Raw genomic sequence first — 15,855 nt, 5'->3', positions numbered from 1 at the left:
CTTGCGCGGCGGCCCACTTCGTGGAAAATCCGCACCCTCGTTCCTGATTCCGACTGCCGCCCGAGGCGGCTTGCCCATGCAACATCCCTGCATGACCTGCGGCGCCTGCTGCACCCAATACCGCGTGGCCTTCCACTGGATGGAATCAGACGAGGTCACCCCCGGCGGCGTACCGCACCAGCTGACCGAGGTGCTGGACCCGCATCGCCTGTGCATGCGCGGCACCCACTCCAAGCCGGTGCGCTGCGTGGCGCTGGATGCGCAGATCGGCGTGTATTCACGCTGCACCATCCACCCCAACCGGCCCAGCGTGTGCCGTGAGGTGGATGCATCGTGGGAGTACGGCAAGGCCAGCCCGCAGTGCGACAAGGCGCGCATTGCCTATGGCCTGGATCCGTTGACCCTGGCCGACTGGCGCTGGCGCGACGAAGCGGGCAACGACGACGACCACCCGGACGACAACGGCAACAGCCCGTCACCGCAGGCGCCGATCGCGGCGTAGGGGTAGTGCCGGCCGCTGGCCGGCAACCTCATGAACCCGGCGCGCATTGCGCGCTTGCCGGCCAGCGGCCGGCACTACCGGGATCCGATCAGAGCGGGTTGGCGTCCAGGAACGCGCGGATTTCCGGCACCAGAACTTCATGCTTGTCTTCCAGCACGTAATGCCCGGCATCCTCGAAGGCATGCACCTGGGCCTGCGGTAGCGCGGCCTGGAAGCCCTTCAGGAAGTGGTGGTCGAACACGAAGTCGCGCAGGCCCCAGCCGAGGAAGGCCGGGCGGTCCGCGAACGACGGCAGCGCTTTGCCGGCACGCTCCAGCAGCGACCAGGCCTTGTCGGCCGGCGACAGCGGGATGTCCTGCATGAAACGGATGGTGCTGATGCGGTTGGCGTAGTTGTTGTACGGCGACACGTAGGCGCGGCGCACATCGGCCGGCATCTTCCGCTCCACACCCAGCCACGAGGCACCGGACGAGAACGCGTTGAAGGTGCGGATGATCCACTCGCCGATCTTCCAGTGCCGGCCCAGCGCGATCTGCCACGGCATCGTCTTCGCCGCCGGCATCGGGAACGCGGCGGTGTTGAGCACCACCAGGCGCTTCACCTGGTCGTGGTGCGACAGCGCCCAGCCGAAGCCGATCATGCCGCCCCAGTCGTGCACGGCCAGGGTCACCGGACCGGTGATGCCCAGGTGCTTCAGCAGCGCATCAAGGTCGTCCACGCGCGACTGCAGCGTGTACTCGTAGCGGCTGTCATCGGGTTTGTCCGACAGGCCCATGCCGATGTGGTCCGGCACGATGCAGCGGTACGTGTCCGACAGGCCGGCCACCAGCGTGCGCCAGTAATAGCTCCACGACGGGTTGCCGTGCACCATCACCACCACTTCGCCATCGCGCGGGCCTTCGTCGAGATAGTTCATCGACAGGCCGGGGCGGACCTCGAAGCGCTGCGGGTGGGCGGGGTAACCGGGAAGCTGGGACATCGGATCGCACCTGTAGAAAGGGCCGGTAGAACCGGCCCTTGGACACTTGGAAGATCATCGCTGTCCGTCGCGAGCGATTGGCGAGGCAATCGCGCAGCAGGTCAGCGGTGACTTTTTTACCAGACCACTTCAGCCATCGAGCAGTTCAGGCCCGAGCCAATGCCCAGAAGCGCGATGCGATCGCCCTTCTTCAGCTTGCCCAGCTGCTTGAGCTTGCTCAGCACGATCGGCACCGAGGCCGGGCCGATGTTGCCGTGCTCGCCGAAGATGGTCATGACCTTCTTCGGGTCGATGCCGAAGTTCTTGATGAACGCAGCAGTGTGCGGCTGGCTGACCTGGTGGATCACGAACTGGTCCAGCTCTTCCACGGCCCAGCCCAAGGCGATCTTGGCGGCGGTGAAGGTCTTCTGGGCCAGCTTGATGCCTTCGATCAGCAGCAGGCGGGTGTCGGTGACCATGCGGTCCAGGTTGCCCAGGCACAGCTGGTTCCACTCGGTGGCCGAGCGGGTCACGCCGCCCTTGTAGCGCGGCGCATCCGGCACCAGCTCCGAGCGCGCCATCACCATCGCGGCGGCGCCCGAACCCGTGGTCAGGGCGGCCAGCTCGTTGCGGAAGTCGTCGGCGGTGACGTCCGGGGCGGTCATGCGCTCCAGGGTCTTCTCGTACACCAGGTTGGCGGTCTCGCCATCCACCACCAGCGCGTAGTCGATGTCGCCGCGCTCGATCATGCGCGCCGCGATATCCATGCCGTTGATGAAGGCCAGGCAGGCATTGGCGACGTCGAAGGTCATGCACTCGTCGCTGACGCCGAGGTTGCCCGACACGATGGAGGCCGTGGACGGCTCCAGGTAGTCGCGGCTGACCGAGGTGTTGACCAGCAGGCCAACCTGCGTTGCATCGATGCCCGCGTCTTCCAGCGCCTTGCGGCCGGCCATGGTGGCGGCATCGGACGCAAGCACGCCGTTGTCCCACAGGCGGCGGGCATGGATGCCGGCGATATCGCCGAGCACGTCGGTGCGGATACCGAGGCGATCCAACGTCGGCTGCAGCCGCTCGTTGATTTCCTTGGTCGTCAGCGTGTGCGGCGCATCAACGTGTGCCAGGCCGGCGATCGAGACATTCTTGAAGAGCATCGAGGTTAGCGCCAAGGCTCAGGCAAAAGGGGGCGCTATTCTATAACCCCCGGGGCCTTCACCGCATCTTTACGAATTCAGGCTTGGCCGTATGGTGAAGGGTTCAGCGCGGCGGGCACTGGAAAGCGGCGAAGCGCTGACTGCCATCGGCCGGAGCCGCGGCGGCCTGCACGGCATTGGCACCGGCGCTCGGCGCCTCGTTGCGGGCCAGGGTTTCCAGCTCTTCCTGCACACGCAGCGGGTTGCGGTTGTAGAAGCCGACCTTGCTCTTCACGGTGACCACCACCTCGCCCTTGGCGATGCAGCCAGCGGGAACCGGGCCTGCCGGCAGCACGCGGGTCGCCTTGCCGGCCGGTTCGATCGGCACCCAGGTACAGGCGGTGACGGTGAGCAGCAGGGAGGAAAGCAGCAGAACGCGCATGGGCAGATCCTGGAAGGGTATGGGGGGATTCTGCCTGAACAGCCTGAATCGGGGGTAGCCGGTGGGTGGGGTCAGATCCCCCGCAGGGGAGCCTGACCCCGCCTTCGGGTCACGGAGTTGCCGGCCAGCGGCCGGCACTACCAGAGCAAGGTTGCCGGCCAGCGGCCGGCACTACCCGGGGAGGCCTGCCCGCGGGGGCGGGCAGGCGCATCCCTTATTTCTTGACCGGGTTGCCTTCGGCGTCGATCACGGTCACCTCGCCCAGGTTCAGCGCGCGCACGGCCGCTTCGGTCTGCTTGAGGTCACCCACCACCACCCAGGTCAGCGCCTGCGGCTTGATCTCGGCGGCGGCCTGCTGCACCTGTGCCGGGGTCATCGCCTCGATCTCGGCCTTGCGGCGCAGCACGTAGTCATCCGGGCGCTTGAACTGCACGATCGAACCGATGGTCGACGCCACCGCGCTGGCGGTCTCGTAGGCACCGGGCAGGCTCAGGGTCTGGATGTTGCGGATGCGGTTGACCTCGGCGGCGGTGGCCGGCTTGCTGCCGTCGGCGAACGCGGCGATTTCCTTGCGCATTTCCGCCATCGCCGGGCCGGTCTTGTCGATCTGCACCGGCGCGCTGGCCATCCACGGGCGCTGGCCCACCGAATTGATCGCGCTGCTGCGCGCACCATACGACCAGTGCTTGTCCTCACGCAGGTTCATGTTCAGGCGCGAGGTGAAGTCGCCACCGATCACGCCGTTGGCGATATCGAAGCGGGTCGAGCTGGTGGCGCTGGACGGCGCGACCACCTGGCCGGCGAACAGGTTGGCCTGCACCGCGCCCGGCTGGTCGATCAGGAACACACGCGGGCCCTTCGGCAATGCGACGTCGGTCGCCGCCTTCACCTGCGGAGCATCGCCGGCAGCCTTCCAGTCGCCCAGCTGCTTGTCCAGCAGCGGCACGATTTCCGCCAGCGTGGTATCACCGACCACGATCAGGGTGCCGTTCTGCGGGCGCAGCCAGTCGTGGTGGAAATCAACCAGATCTTCGCGGGTCAGGCCGCTGATCGCCGCCTCATCGCCACTGCCGGTGAACGGAATGGCATACGGGTGGCCCTTGCCATACAGCAGTGGCGGCAGCACGCGCATCGCCACCGCACCCGGGTTGACCTTCTCCTGCTGGATGCCGGCGATCCAGGTCGCCTTGACCCGGTCGATCTCACCCTGCTCGAAGCGCGGCTCGCGCAGCAGGTCGCGGTACAGCGCCAGCGACGGTGCCAGGTTTTCCTTCAGTGCCGACAGGTCCACGCTCATCGAGTCCAGGCCGGCCGAGGCATCCAGGCTGGCGCCCAGCGCATCGGCAGCATCGGCGAAGGCCAGCGAGCCGAGCTTGCCGGCGCCTTCGGTCATCAGGCTCATGGTGAAGTTGGCGGTGCCCGGCTTGCGGCCCTGGTCGGCGCTGAAGCCGCCCGGGAACTGGTAGCTGAACTGCACCACCGGAATCTCATGGCGTTCGGCCAGGATCACCTGGGTGCCGTTCTTCAGCGTGGCGCGCTGCAGCGCCGGGAACTTCAGCTGCGGGAACTCGCGGGTCTGCGGTACGCCGGCCTTGCGGTCGACCTGCTCCGGCAGGGTGCTGTACTTGGGGTCCACCGCGGGAACGTTGAACGGCTTCGGCGCCTGGCTCGGGTCTTCCTTCAGCGCCACACGCTCACCCGGTGCGATCACCAGGGTGTGGCTGCCCTTGTCCAGCCACTGCGCGCCCAGCCGGCTCAGATCAGCGGCACTGGCCTTCTCGCTGTTGGCCAGCGAGGTGCGGAAGCAGCCCGGGTCGCCGGTGAACACCGCGCACTCGGCCAGTGCGTCGGCCTTGCCGCCGAAGCCGCCGATGCGCTCGATGCCGCGGATGAAGCCGGCGCGGGCACCGGTCTTGGCGCGCTCCAGCTCGGCCGCGGTGGGGCCCTGCTTGATCAGGCGGTCCAGTTCCTCGTCGATGATCTTCTCGACCTTGGCCGGGTCCTGGCCCTGCTTGACCGTCGCCATGATCACGAAGTTCGAACCCAGCTGCGAGGTCGAAAGACCCGAGGCGATGCTGTCCACCAGTTTGTCCTGGTGCTGCAGGCGCTGGCTCAGGCGCGAGGACTTGGCACCGCCCAGGACCTGCGCGAACAGCTGCAGCTGATCGACATCCGTGGTGCCGACCTGCGGCACGTTCCAGGCGCGGTAGATGCGCGCCTGCGGCACCTTGTCGGTCATCGTCTCGCGCGTGTCGGCGTTGCGCTTGGCCACGTTCACTGCCGGCTGCGCCATGGTCGGGCCGGCCGGGATGCTGCCGAAGTACTTGCCGACCTTTTCCTTGGCAGTGGCCAGGTCGATGTCGCCGGCCAGCACCAGCACCGCGTTGTTCGGGCCGTACCAGGTGCGGAACCAGGTCTTCACGTCATCCAGCGACGCCGCGTTCAGATCGTTCATCGAACCGATCACGCCGTGGTGATACGGGTGGCCTACCGGGTACAGCGCCTTGTTGAGCTGGTCCCAGGCCTGACCGTAGGGCTGGTTCTCGCCCTGGCGCTTCTCGTTCTGCACCACGCCACGCTGCTCGTCCAGCGCCGCCTGGTCGATCGCACCGACCAGATGGCCCATGCGGTCCGACTCCATCCACAGCGCCATGTCCAGCGCGGTGGTGGGCACGTTCTCGAAGTAGTTGGTGCGGTCGGTATTGGTGGTGCCGTTCTGGTTGGTGGCACCGACCTGCTTGAACGGTTCGAAGAATTCGCCGTCGTGGTTTTCGCTGCCCTGGAACATCAGGTGTTCGAACAGGTGCGCGAAGCCGGTACGGCCGGCCGGTTCGTCCTTGCTGCCCACGTGGTACCAGACATTGACGGCGACGATCGGCGCCTTGCGATCGGTATGCACGATCACGCGCAGGCCGTTGGGCAGGGTGAACTGCTCATACGGGATATCGACCTTGGCCGGTGCGGCCGGCTTGGCCGCCAGCGCATGGGAAGGCACAAGCGTGCCCAGGGCGGTGCTGAGGGCGACGGCCAGCAGTGCAGCGCGCGGGCGAAGGGCGAGAGACATATCCGGATCCTTGGTCACATAGGTGAACCCCGATCCTAGCCTGCGCAGGCAGCGGCAGGAATCGGTCGCCAGTCACTGGGGGTGTTTGCCCCGATGGCCATCCAGCCCGGCGCCCACGGACGCTCCTGAAACGTCACATGCGCCGGCTTAAGGCGTCCGGACAGTGTCCGCGGCACATCGAATGGACAGGTGTCCGCCCACCGGACACTTTCCGATGAACATAAAACCCTTATAAATCAACAACTAAAAGTTGGCACAGGGATTGCTTGGTACTTCCTGCGCCAGGAAGGGCTTCAGACGAAAGCTGACTGAAGACTGAACAAATGCAGGAAACCGAAAATTTTCCTTGCAAGCCCAGAATCGGTGTACTACCTTACTACCACACCACTGATCACCAACACTAAACAGGCCCCGTCATGAACACCAAGACCATTGCCATCGCCATCGCCCTGATCGCCGGCACCGCGGTTGTTTCGTCGGTGCAGGCCTCCGAATCCATCAAGACCCTGTCCACCGTGCAGGTCCGCCCGGCCGCCGACCAGCTGGCCCAGCAGGCCTGGGAACAGGCCAGCGGCATCCCGACCCTGGCTACCGTGGAAGTGCGTCCGAGCGCCGACCAGCTGGCCGAGCGCAACGGCTACGTTGCCGCCCCGGTTGCTGCCGCGATGCCGATCACCACCCTGGCCTCGGTGGAAGTGCGCCCGAGCCTGGAACAGCGCGTCGCCCTGGCCGCCGAAATGGAAGCCCAGCGCTACGCCGCCACCCTGGCTGCTGCCGCCACCAACGTCGCCAACTCGGTCATCGTCAACCTGCCGGCCCTGCAGGTGCGCCCGAGCGCCGCCGACCTGCAGGCCCTGGCCACCGAAACCGCCCAGGTCCTGCTGCGCCCGTAAGCGGTGCCGCCCTGCCCAGCGCAGGGCGTGCGCCGTAAAGGCGGCGGTCGTCGCAGGTACACTGCGCCGATGAATGCCGCGCCCCAGTTCCATGTGATCCTGTTCCAACCGGAAATCCCGCCCAACACGGGCAATGTGATCCGGCTCTGCGCCAACACCGGCGCGCAGCTGCACCTGGTCGAGCCGCTCGGCTTCGCACTGGAAGACAAGCAGCTCAAGCGCGCCGGCCTGGACTACCACGAGTACTCGCGCCTGCAGGTGCACCCCGACCTGGACACCGCGCTGGCGCGGATCGCACCAAAGCGCTTGTTCGCACTGAGTACCCGGGCCAGCGTGCGCTACGACAGCGTGGCCTTTGAAGATGGTGATGCCTTCCTGTTCGGCCCGGAAAGCCGCGGCCTGCCGCAGGACGTGCTCGATGCCTTGCCCGATGGCCGCCGCCTGCGCCTGCCGATGCGGCCGGACAACCGCAGCCTCAATCTTTCCAACACCGTTGCGGTGGTGATGTACGAAGCGTGGCGGCAGCACGGGTTTGCGGGCGGGGCGTAACGCCACGCGTCTCTCTTCTGCCTGGTCGTTGCTGTGGCGGGCGCATGCGTTCATGGGCGTTACTTTTCTTTCCGCGCGGAAAGAAAAGTAACCAAAAGAAACGCGCCGCCATCCGCGAGCCGGTGCTGCGCACCGGTGCCCTGCGCTCCTCGGCCCGCCGGGGGACGGCGCGGAACTCGCTGCGCTCAGACACCCGCGCCTCTTCGCCCCCGCCGGACCTGCGGTGCTCGGCTCGCTTCAAGGCGGACCCAACAGCCGCGCGGTACAGGCTGTCCTTGAACCCATCTCGGTACGGTGCGCGGTTCGGTACACCGATCGCTCGCCTGCGAATACGCTACTGGGCAATGCCGGCCAGCGGCCGGCACTACCGGTGCACTCAGAACGCGTTGATGCCGGTCAGTTCGCGGCCGATCACCAGCTGGTGCACGGTCTCGGTGCCTTCATAGGTGATCACCGATTCCAGGTTCAGTGCATGCCGGATCGCCACATGCTCGGTGGTGATACCGGCCCCGCCCAGCAGGTCTCGACACTCTCGGGCGATGTCGATGGCCATGCGGCAGTTGTTCCACTTGGCCAGGCTGACCTGCTGCGGCTGCAGCTGGCCGGCTTCCTTCAGGCGGCCCAGCTGCAGGGCCAGCAGCTGCGCGGTGGTGATGCGACGGGCCATTTCGGCCAGCTTGATCTGCGCGCTCTGCGTGGCGGCCAGCGGGCGACCGAACAGCACGCGTTCCTTGGCATAGCCCAGCGCTTCATCCAGGCAGGCAATGGCAGCGCCGATCGGGCCCCAGCTGATGCCGTAGCGGGCCTGGGTCAGGCAACCCAGCGGGCCCTTCAGGCCCTTCACGTTCGGCAGGCGGTGGCTGTCGGGCACGCGCACGTCGTCGAAGAACAGCGCGCCGGTCAGCGATGCGCGCAGGCTCATCTTGTGCTTGATCTCCTGCGTGGTGAAGCCGGCCATGCCCTTTTCCAGCACGAAGCCCTGGATGCCGTCCTCGGTCTGCGCCCAGACGATGGCCAGATCGGCCACCGGGCCGCTGGTGATCCACATCTTGCTGCCGCTGATGCGCCAGTCGCTGCCGTCGCGCACCGCGCGGGTCTTCATGCTGGCCGGATCGGAACCGCCGTGTGCCTCGGTCAGGCCGAAGCAGCCGATCAGCTCACCGCGCGCCATCGCCGGCAACCACTGCTGGCGTTGCTCCTCGCTGCCGTAGGCATAGATCGGGTACATGCACAGCGAGCTCTGCACCGAGACGAAGCTGCGCAGGCCCGAATCGCCGCGCTCCAGCTCCTGGCAGATCAGGCCATAGCTGACCGCACCGAGGTCGCCGCCACCGTATTCGGCCGGCAGGGTGGCACCGAGCAGGCCCAGCGCGGCGATCTCCGGCACCAGCTCTGAAGGGAAGCGGGCCTGGTCGAAGGCATCGCCGATGATCGGCAGCACGCGCTCGTTGGTGAAGCGGGCGACGCTCTCCTGCACCGCGCGCTCTTCCTCGTTGAGCAGGGAACGGACATCGAACAGATCGTACGGATGCAAAGCCATGGCACTCACGCGCAGTCAGGACCGGGCCATTGTCGGTCATCCGGGCAGAACGTGCCGGCCAAGGTCGGCACCCACCAGAGCCACGGCCCTACGCTGCATTGCAGCAATCCGGGTGTGAACATCGTCGATCTAGCTCGATCACGCGCGGCCCGGTACCCTGACACATTCAAACAACCGTTTCGCTCGTGGCTGCACGCGCGATTCCCAGGCACCGCCGGTGGCCCCGATGCCGGCCCTACCCACGAGTCATGCAATCGATGAGCGCTGAAGCCAACGCCCTGCCCCCGCGTGAAGTAATGGAGTTCGACGTGGTGATCGTCGGCGCCGGCCCCGCCGGCCTGGCCACCGCGATCCGCCTGCGCCAGCGCGCGATCGAAGTCGGCCGCGAACTGTCGGTGTGCGTGCTGGAGAAGGGCTCCGAACCGGGCGCGCACGTCCTGTCCGGCGCCGTGATGGATCCGCGCGCACTGACCGAACTGTTCCCGGACTGGGCCGAGCGCGGCGCACCGCTGAAGCAGAAGGTCACCCGCGACGAATTCCTGTTCCTCAGCGAAACCGGCGCACGCAGCACGCCCAATGCGCTGCTGCCGGAGTGCTTCCACAACGAAGGCAACTACATCATCAGCCTGGGTGAAGTGACCCGCTGGCTGGCGCAGCAGGCCGAAGCGCTGGAAGTGGCGATCTTCCCCGGCTTCGCCGCAGCCGAGGTGCTGTACGGCGACAACGGTGAAGTGATCGGCGTGGCCACCGGCGACATGGGCATCGAGAAGGACGGCAGCATCGGCCCGGCCTTCGAACGGGGCATGGCGCTGCAGGCCAAGTACACGATCTTCGCCGAAGGCGCACGCGGCCACCTCGGCCGCCAGCTGATCGCGCGCTACAAGCTGGACGAAAGCAAGGACCCGCAGGCCTACGGCATCGGCATCAAGGAACTGTGGCAGATCGACCCGGCCAAGCATGAGCCGGGCCTGGTGGTGCACGCCGCCGGCTGGCCGCTGGACAGCGACACCTACGGTGGTGCGTTCCTGTACCACGCCGACGGCGGCAAGGTCGCCATCGGTTATGTGGTTGGCCTGGACTACAGGAACCCGTGGCTGAGCCCGTTCGAAGAGTTCCAGCGCTTCAAGACCCATCCGTCCATCCGCAAGCACCTGGAGGGTGGCACGCGCATCGGTTACGGCGCGCGTGCGATCACCGCCGGTGGCCTGCTGTCGCTGCCCAAGACCGTGTTCCCCGGTGGCGCGCTGGTCGGCTGCGAGGCCGGCTACCTCAACGCCAGCCGCATCAAGGGCAGCCATGCCGCGATCAAGACCGGCATGCTGTGCGCCGATGCCGCATTCGACGCGCTGGCCGCCGACCGCCAGCACGATGAACTGAGCGCCTACCCGAAGGCGTTCGAAGCCAGCTGGCTGTTCACCGAACTGCAGCAGGCCAAGAACTTCAAGCAGTGGTTCAAGAAGGGCCAGACCGTGGCCACGCTGATGACCGGCGTGGAGCAGTGGCTGCTGCCGAAGCTGGGCGTGCGCAATCCGCCGTGGACCCTGCACCGCACGACGCCGGACCATGCCTGCCTGGAGCCGGCGGCCAAGCACACCCGTATCGCCTACCCGAAGCCGGATGGCGTGCTGACCTTCGACCGTCTCAGCTCGGTGTTCCTCAGCAGCACCAACCACGACGAGAACCAGCCCAGCCACCTGACGCTGAAGGACCCCAGCATTCCGGTGAAGGTGAACCTGGCCGAGTACGCCGGCCCGGAAGCCCGCTACTGCCCGGCGGGTGTGTACGAGTTCGTCGGTGAAGCCGATAACGCGCGCCTGCAGATCAACGCGCAGAACTGCGTGCACTGCAAGACCTGCGACATCAAGGACCCGACCCAGAACATCGTCTGGGTGACCCCGCAGGGCGGTGGCGGCCCGAACTATTCGGGCATGTGATTGCTCCGGGCTGCGACCGCGTGTCGCAGCCCACCTGCCCCGCTGCGTCGCTATCCTGCCCGCCCATGCGTGCTTTCCGCCTGCTCATCACCATTGCTTTGACCCTGGCGGCCACGGCCTGCCAGCGCCCGCCTGCGGCACCGGCCACGCCGGAACAGGCGCAGCAGCAGGCCATGCAGCGCGCGTTCGAGCTGTGCGCCGGCTGCCACACCGTGCAACCTGGTGGCATCCACCGCTTCGGACCCAATCTGCACGGCGTGATCGGCCGCCGCGCTGGCAGCCTGCCGGACTATGGCTATTCCGACGGCATGCGCCGCGCCGATATCACCTGGACCGCGCAGACCCTGGATGCGTTCCTGCAGTCGCCCACCCACGTGGTACCCGGCACGCGCATGTACAACGCCTTCCCCAGCGCCGAACGCCGCGCACTGGTGATCGCCTACCTGCAGCAGCAGTCGGCTCAGTGAGCCAGGCGCTGCAGCTGTCGCTGCAGCCGTGCCACAAATTCCGCCACCGCCGCGAACAACGGCGCCACATCGGCTTCCGCCGCATCCTGCAGACGCTCCACCAACGCATTGGCCTGCCCGGCCAGCACTGTCGCTCCCACCGCGCCCAACCCACCGGCCTGACGATGCAGGTGCAGTGCGGCCGCCTCGCGATCTCCAGCCTGCAGCGCGCGCTGCACGGCGGCAAGATCGCCCTCGCTGGCCTGCAACAGGCTGTCGCGCAGCTGCTCGGCCACCGCACGTGAGCCGAAGCGCCGCTGCAGGCTGTCCAGATCGGGCAGCGCCCCAGCATCGTCGACGGCGGACTCGGCCTGCGGCTCCTCAAACGACTGTCCCTGCGCCTGCGGCAACCAGCGCAGCAGTGCGGTGCGCAGCGTGGCCAGTGACAGCGGCTTGGCCAGCACTTCGTCCATGCCGGCCTCGCGGCAGCGCCGTGCATCGTCATCCAGCACGCTGGCGGTCAGCGCCAGCACGGTCAGCCGCGGCTGGCCGTTGCGGCCCTCGCGTTCGCGCAGCAGGCGGGTGAAACCGAAGCCATCGAGCACCGGCATCCGGCAGTCGGTGATCACCAGATCGAAACTCTCCGACGACAGCCGATCCAAGCCCTGCTGGCCGTCACCGACCATCACATGCGGCACCCCCAGCTGCTGCAGTCGCCAGGCCATCATCGCCTGGTTGGTCGGGTGGTCTTCGATCACCAGCACCCGCGCCTGGCGCAGCGCCGGCGGCAGCAGCGAGGCCTGTTCCTGCTCGGCGACCAGCGCTTCCACATCACCGCTGCCGGCTTCCACCAGCGACAGCCGCACCTCGGCGCGGGTCCCTTCGCCCAGCGTGCTGTGCAGCTCCAGCTCGCCGTCCATCATCTGCACCAGGCGCTGGCAGATGCTCAGGCCCAGGCCGGTACCCCCATGGTCGCGCTGGATGTAGGCACCGGCCTGAGTGAACGGCGCAAACAGGTGCTGCAGCTGTTCCGGCGCGATGCCGATGCCGGTGTCGGTGACGCTCAGGCACAGCGGCTGGCTGCCGTCTTCGGCGGTCGGCCCCAGCACGTCCAGCTGCAGCCGCACTTCGCCGCGCACGGTGAACTTGATGGCGTTGCTGAGCAGGTTGAACACGATCTGGCGCAGGCGCACGCCATCTACTTCGTGCGCGGCCGCCAGCTGCGGGTCGATCTGCACGTGCAGGTCCAGCCCACGTGCACTGGCCTGCGCCGACAACAACCGGCACACGCTTTCCAGCAGTGGCCGCAGCGGCTGCGGCACCGGTTCCAGGCGCAGCGCGCCGGCCTCAAGCCGCGAGTAGTCAAGAATATCGTCGAGGATCTGCCGCAGCATCTGCGCCGAATCCTCGATCACCCCGAGGATGCGCTGCTGCTCGGCATCCAGCGGCGAATGCGCCAGCACTTCCAGCATGCCCAGCACGCCACTCATCGGCGTTCGGATTTCATGGCTCATGGTCGCCAGGAAACGCGACTTCGCCTCCGCCGCCTGTTCGGCGTCGGCCTTGGCCGCAGTCAGGGCCTCGGCCTGTGCACGCGCCTCGCTGACATCCACCCAGTATCCACTCCAGGTGACCACGCCCGCTTCCGCCGCATAGGGATGGGCCTGGCTGCGCACCCAGCGCGCGCCGGTGCCTTCAGGTCGCAGCCGGAACTCGAGAACAAGCGGTGCGAACTGGCGCGCCGCCTGCTCGACCGCATGCAGGATGTGCTCGCGGTCGTCTTCCTCGATGCGCTCCAGCAGGCACATTGCGTCCTGTTCGGCCTGCTGCCGGCTGATCCCGAACAACGCCTGCAGGTCACCGGCAATGAACGGGAAGCTGAGGGTTCCGTCTGCCGCGCGGCGAGCCTGATAGACCACGGCAGGCAGGTTGTCGGTGACTTCGGCCAGGCGCTGTTCCAGGTGACGCCGTCCGGCCACCTCGCGGCGCAGCCGCCAATGCCCGATGGCGTGCACCAGCAGCGCGGTGAGCAGCACCAGCAGCAGCGGCACGCCCCAGCGCATCGCGCTGTTCCAGTCCAGGCCGTTGCGGTACTCGACGGCCAGCCAGTCCCCGCGCAGGGCCTCGCGCTTGCGCGGCGTCATCTGCAGCAGCAGGCGGTCGAAGGTGGTGGCCAGGGCGGCATGGCGGCGCTCAACCGCCAGCACCAGCTGATCGTTGAAACCTGCCGGTGCCGCCACCTGCAGGCGCCCCGGGAAGCGGTTGCGCAGCAGATGGTCAACCAGTGCCAGGTTGCCTACGTAGGCATCGGCATCGCCATTGATCAGGCGCTGCAGGGCCTGTTCCGCACTGCGTGCCGCGATGATCCGCGCCTGCGGCGCCTGCTGCAGCACATAGCCACGCACACGTTCCGGATCGGACAGCAGCACCCGCTTGCCCTGCAGGTCGGACAGGCCCAGCAACGCCGGGCTGTCACGCCGGCTGACGATCACGTTCGGCACGCTGATGAAGGGCTGGCTGAACACCCAGTCCGGGCCCAGGTAGCGAGAATCGGCAGGAATGCCCATCACCGCCTGCAGCTCGCCGCGGCGCGCCTTCTCGCGTACCTCGTACCAGTCGTGGCTGTTTTCCACCTGCAGGTTGGCGCCAGCCTGCAGCAGGCGCCGCAGGTATTCGCTGGCCAGGCCACTGGGGTTGCCATCCTGGTCCGCGAACGACAGCGGCGCCGCGTTCGGCGCGAAGCCGATCTTCAACGGCTGCTCCAATACCCGTTTCTCGGCCTGGCTCAACGCCAGCTGTGCCGATGCCGACCACTGCGGAGGTGGCAGCCAGCGCTGCACCAGGGCATCGCGCTGGGCCTGGCTGGTCGCAGCCAGTGCCAGGTCCAATGCTTCGGCCAACGGCTGCTTGCTGTTGGGAACACCGAAGTGCAGCCGTTCGGGCGGCAGATCGCTGGGACGCAGCAGCACGACCCCCTGCAGGTCCTCGCGTGCGATCAGTTCGGTGGCCACGTAGGCATTGCCGATGTAAACGTCTGCCTTGTCGTCTCTGACCATCTCCAGCGCCGCCAACGAGCTGTTTGCGACAAGCTGTCGTGCCCGGGGAAAGCGCGCCCGCACCTGCGGGCCGGTCAGGAAGTCCTGCTCGATCACCACCCGCAGTCCATCCAGGTCGGGGATGTCGGAGGCACGCAGGTCATCCGGGCGTCCCACCAGGGCCAGCGGTGCCTCGCCATAGGCGGCGGTATAGACCATGCAGCGGGTGCGGTCGGCACTGAGACCGACATTCATCACTACATCGATCTCGCCACGACATGCCGCATCCAGCACGGATGTCCAGTCGGGATAGCGCCGTGCCTCCACCTTCACGCCCAGCTGACGGGCGAGAAGCGACAGATAATCCGGGCCCAGGCCGACCTGCTGGCCATCACGGAGGGACTCGAACGGCGGCCAGCCACTGTCATACTGGCCCACGACGATGCTCGGATGCGCGGCAAGGTACTCGCGCTGCAGCGGGCTGAGCGGCAACAGCCCAGGCACTGCCTGTGCCAGCGCCGCAGGCAGCACCAGCACGGCCAGCAGCAGGACCAGCCCGCGAACAGCCCAGCTACGCATCGGCGTTGATCTCCTAGAATCTGCCAGGAACCGCGATGGTCGCGGTCCGGCGTGCCCGGTGGCCATACTAGAGCATGAGCTTGCGCATCATCATCGCAGACGACCACCCGGTGGTCCGTATCGGTACCCGTGCCGTCATCGAATCGAGCGGGGTGGGCCGCGTGGTCGGCGAAGCCGACAGCGCGCAGGCGCTGATGGCCCTGCTCGGCAGCCAACCCTGTGACCTGCTGGTCACCGACTACTCCATGCCGGGCAGTCCCCAGGCCGACGGCTTCGCCATGATCGGCATGATCCGCCGCCGTCATCCCGACCTGCCGGTGCTGATGCTCAGTGTCTCCAACAACCTGGCGATCCTGCGCATGGTGCTCGACAGCGGCGTGCTCGGCCTGGTCGACAAGAGTTCGTCGATGGACGAACTGCCACAGGCCATCCAGGCGGTCTACCGGGGCCAGCCCTACATCAGCCGCAGCCTGCGCGAGCGGGTCGAGGCCGCTGGCAGCTGGCGCATGCGCGAGGGCGACGGCAAGCCACTGTCGCCACGCGAGGTGGAGGTGCTGCGGCTGCTGGGCACCGGCATGACCGTGAAGGAAATCTCGCTGCAGCTGCACAAGAGCGTCAGTACCATCAGCCGGCAGAAGGGTGACGCCATGCTCAAACTGGGCCTCAAGGGCGACGCCGAGCTGTTCGATTACCTGCGCGACGGCAAGATCTGAGAGCCAGATCACACAAGAAGGGCAGCTGCCACCGCCCTCTTTGACCGGCCGCCGATCTGTGCCAAGA

12 protein-coding genes are annotated in these 15,855 nt (G+C 67.2%); 6 read left to right on the top strand and 6 right to left on the bottom strand.

Annotated elements, in window-relative coordinates; genetic code table 11:
- The first annotated feature begins 76 nt into the window (after positions 1–76).
- Positions 77–502 (top strand): YkgJ family cysteine cluster protein, encoded by a 426-nt coding sequence (locus tag ACZLHH_RS01115; protein WP_004135417.1) that lies wholly within the window; start codon positions 77–79, stop codon positions 500–502.
- Positions 503–590: 88 nt separating this feature from the next.
- On the opposite strand, the gene ACZLHH_RS01110 is transcribed toward ACZLHH_RS01115, so the two are convergent.
- From ACZLHH_RS01110 to ACZLHH_RS01095, 4 genes are all read right to left on the bottom strand, one after another.
- Complete coding sequence (locus ACZLHH_RS01110; RefSeq protein WP_107431622.1) at positions 591–1,481, bottom strand: alpha/beta fold hydrolase; 891 nt, start codon at positions 1,479–1,481, stop codon at positions 591–593.
- Positions 1,482–1,597: 116 nt separating this feature from the next.
- Positions 1,598–2,614 (bottom strand): 3-oxoacyl-ACP synthase III, encoded by a 1,017-nt coding sequence (locus ACZLHH_RS01105; protein WP_014035559.1) that lies wholly within the window; start codon positions 2,612–2,614, stop codon positions 1,598–1,600.
- A gap of 103 nt (positions 2,615–2,717) precedes the next feature.
- Complete coding sequence (locus ACZLHH_RS01100; RefSeq protein ID WP_005407628.1) at positions 2,718–3,035, bottom strand: DUF4156 domain-containing protein; 318 nt, start codon at positions 3,033–3,035, stop codon at positions 2,718–2,720.
- A gap of 214 nt (positions 3,036–3,249) precedes the next feature.
- Entirely contained in the window at positions 3,250–6,099 is a 2,850-nt protein-coding gene (locus ACZLHH_RS01095) for a M16 family metallopeptidase (protein WP_180844585.1), read from the bottom strand.
- Positions 6,100–6,515: 416 nt separating this feature from the next.
- Here ACZLHH_RS01095 and ACZLHH_RS01090 point away from each other — a divergent pair, with 416 nt between their 5' ends.
- Together ACZLHH_RS01090 and ACZLHH_RS01085 are read left to right on the top strand one after the other, a co-directional pair.
- Positions 6,516–6,992: an XAC0231 family protein gene (locus tag ACZLHH_RS01090; RefSeq protein ID WP_180844584.1), complete on the top strand. Its 477-nt coding sequence runs from the start codon at positions 6,516–6,518 to the stop codon at positions 6,990–6,992.
- 69 nt (positions 6,993–7,061) lie between these two features.
- Positions 7,062–7,541 (top strand): tRNA (cytidine(34)-2'-O)-methyltransferase, encoded by a 480-nt coding sequence (locus ACZLHH_RS01085; protein WP_005407625.1) that lies wholly within the window; start codon positions 7,062–7,064, stop codon positions 7,539–7,541.
- 376 nt (positions 7,542–7,917) lie between these two features.
- Here the strand turns inward: ACZLHH_RS01085 and ACZLHH_RS01080 are convergent, their stop codons facing one another.
- Complete coding sequence (locus tag ACZLHH_RS01080) at positions 7,918–9,081, bottom strand: acyl-CoA dehydrogenase family protein (RefSeq protein ID WP_071228793.1); 1,164 nt, start codon at positions 9,079–9,081, stop codon at positions 7,918–7,920.
- A gap of 257 nt (positions 9,082–9,338) precedes the next feature.
- Here ACZLHH_RS01080 and ACZLHH_RS01075 point away from each other — a divergent pair, with 257 nt between their 5' ends.
- Together ACZLHH_RS01075 and ACZLHH_RS01070 are read left to right on the top strand one after the other, a co-directional pair.
- The gene (locus tag ACZLHH_RS01075; RefSeq protein WP_180844583.1) at positions 9,339–11,015 is read left to right on the top strand and encodes an electron transfer flavoprotein-ubiquinone oxidoreductase; all 1,677 of its coding nucleotides are present in this window, start codon (positions 9,339–9,341) and stop codon (positions 11,013–11,015) included.
- Positions 11,016–11,080: 65 nt separating this feature from the next.
- Positions 11,081–11,482 (top strand): c-type cytochrome, encoded by a 402-nt coding sequence (locus ACZLHH_RS01070; RefSeq protein WP_032130140.1) that lies wholly within the window; start codon positions 11,081–11,083, stop codon positions 11,480–11,482.
- Here the strand turns inward: ACZLHH_RS01070 and ACZLHH_RS01065 are convergent.
- Complete coding sequence (locus tag ACZLHH_RS01065) at positions 11,476–15,075, bottom strand: ATP-binding protein (RefSeq protein ID WP_180844582.1); 3,600 nt, start codon at positions 15,073–15,075, stop codon at positions 11,476–11,478. The two genes, ACZLHH_RS01070 and ACZLHH_RS01065, sit on opposite strands and share 7 nt — an antisense overlap.
- A gap of 74 nt (positions 15,076–15,149) precedes the next feature.
- On the opposite strand from ACZLHH_RS01065, the gene ACZLHH_RS01060 reads away from it, so the two are divergent.
- Positions 15,150–15,788, top strand: coding sequence for a response regulator (locus ACZLHH_RS01060; RefSeq protein ID WP_032130138.1), 639 nt, complete (start codon positions 15,150–15,152; stop codon positions 15,786–15,788).
- Positions 15,789–15,855: the final 67 nt, after the last annotated feature.

The organism is Stenotrophomonas sp. 28608_Sma, from assembly GCF_056486185.1.
This window is presented reverse-complemented; position numbering and strand designations above follow the sequence as displayed.

What these genes read in the sequence shown, in the direction of transcription:
- ACZLHH_RS01085 (WP_005407625.1), top strand. Translation starts at nt 7,062, where the DNA reads ATGAATGCCGCGCCCCAGTTCCATGTGATCCTGTTCCAACCGGAAATC.
- ACZLHH_RS01060 (WP_032130138.1), top strand. Translation starts at nt 15,150, where the DNA reads ATGAGCTTGCGCATCATCATCGCAGACGACCACCCGGTGGTCCGTATC.
- ACZLHH_RS01095 (WP_180844585.1), bottom strand. Translation starts at nt 6,099, where the DNA reads ATGTCTCTCGCCCTTCGCCCGCGCGCTGCACTGCTGGCCGTCGCCCTC.
- ACZLHH_RS01090 (WP_180844584.1), top strand. Translation starts at nt 6,516, where the DNA reads ATGAACACCAAGACCATTGCCATCGCCATCGCCCTGATCGCCGGCACC.
- ACZLHH_RS01100 (WP_005407628.1), bottom strand. Translation starts at nt 3,035, where the DNA reads ATGCGCGTTCTGCTGCTTTCCTCCCTGCTGCTCACCGTCACCGCCTGT.
- ACZLHH_RS01080 (WP_071228793.1), bottom strand. Translation starts at nt 9,081, where the DNA reads ATGGCTTTGCATCCGTACGATCTGTTCGATGTCCGTTCCCTGCTCAAC.
- ACZLHH_RS01115 (WP_004135417.1), top strand. Translation starts at nt 77, where the DNA reads ATGCAACATCCCTGCATGACCTGCGGCGCCTGCTGCACCCAATACCGC.
- ACZLHH_RS01065 (WP_180844582.1), bottom strand. Translation starts at nt 15,075, where the DNA reads ATGCGTAGCTGGGCTGTTCGCGGGCTGGTCCTGCTGCTGGCCGTGCTG.
- ACZLHH_RS01110 (WP_107431622.1), bottom strand. Translation starts at nt 1,481, where the DNA reads ATGTCCCAGCTTCCCGGTTACCCCGCCCACCCGCAGCGCTTCGAGGTC.
- ACZLHH_RS01105 (WP_014035559.1), bottom strand. Translation starts at nt 2,614, where the DNA reads ATGCTCTTCAAGAATGTCTCGATCGCCGGCCTGGCACACGTTGATGCG.
- ACZLHH_RS01070 (WP_032130140.1), top strand. Translation starts at nt 11,081, where the DNA reads ATGCGTGCTTTCCGCCTGCTCATCACCATTGCTTTGACCCTGGCGGCC.
- ACZLHH_RS01075 (WP_180844583.1), top strand. Translation starts at nt 9,339, where the DNA reads ATGAGCGCTGAAGCCAACGCCCTGCCCCCGCGTGAAGTAATGGAGTTC.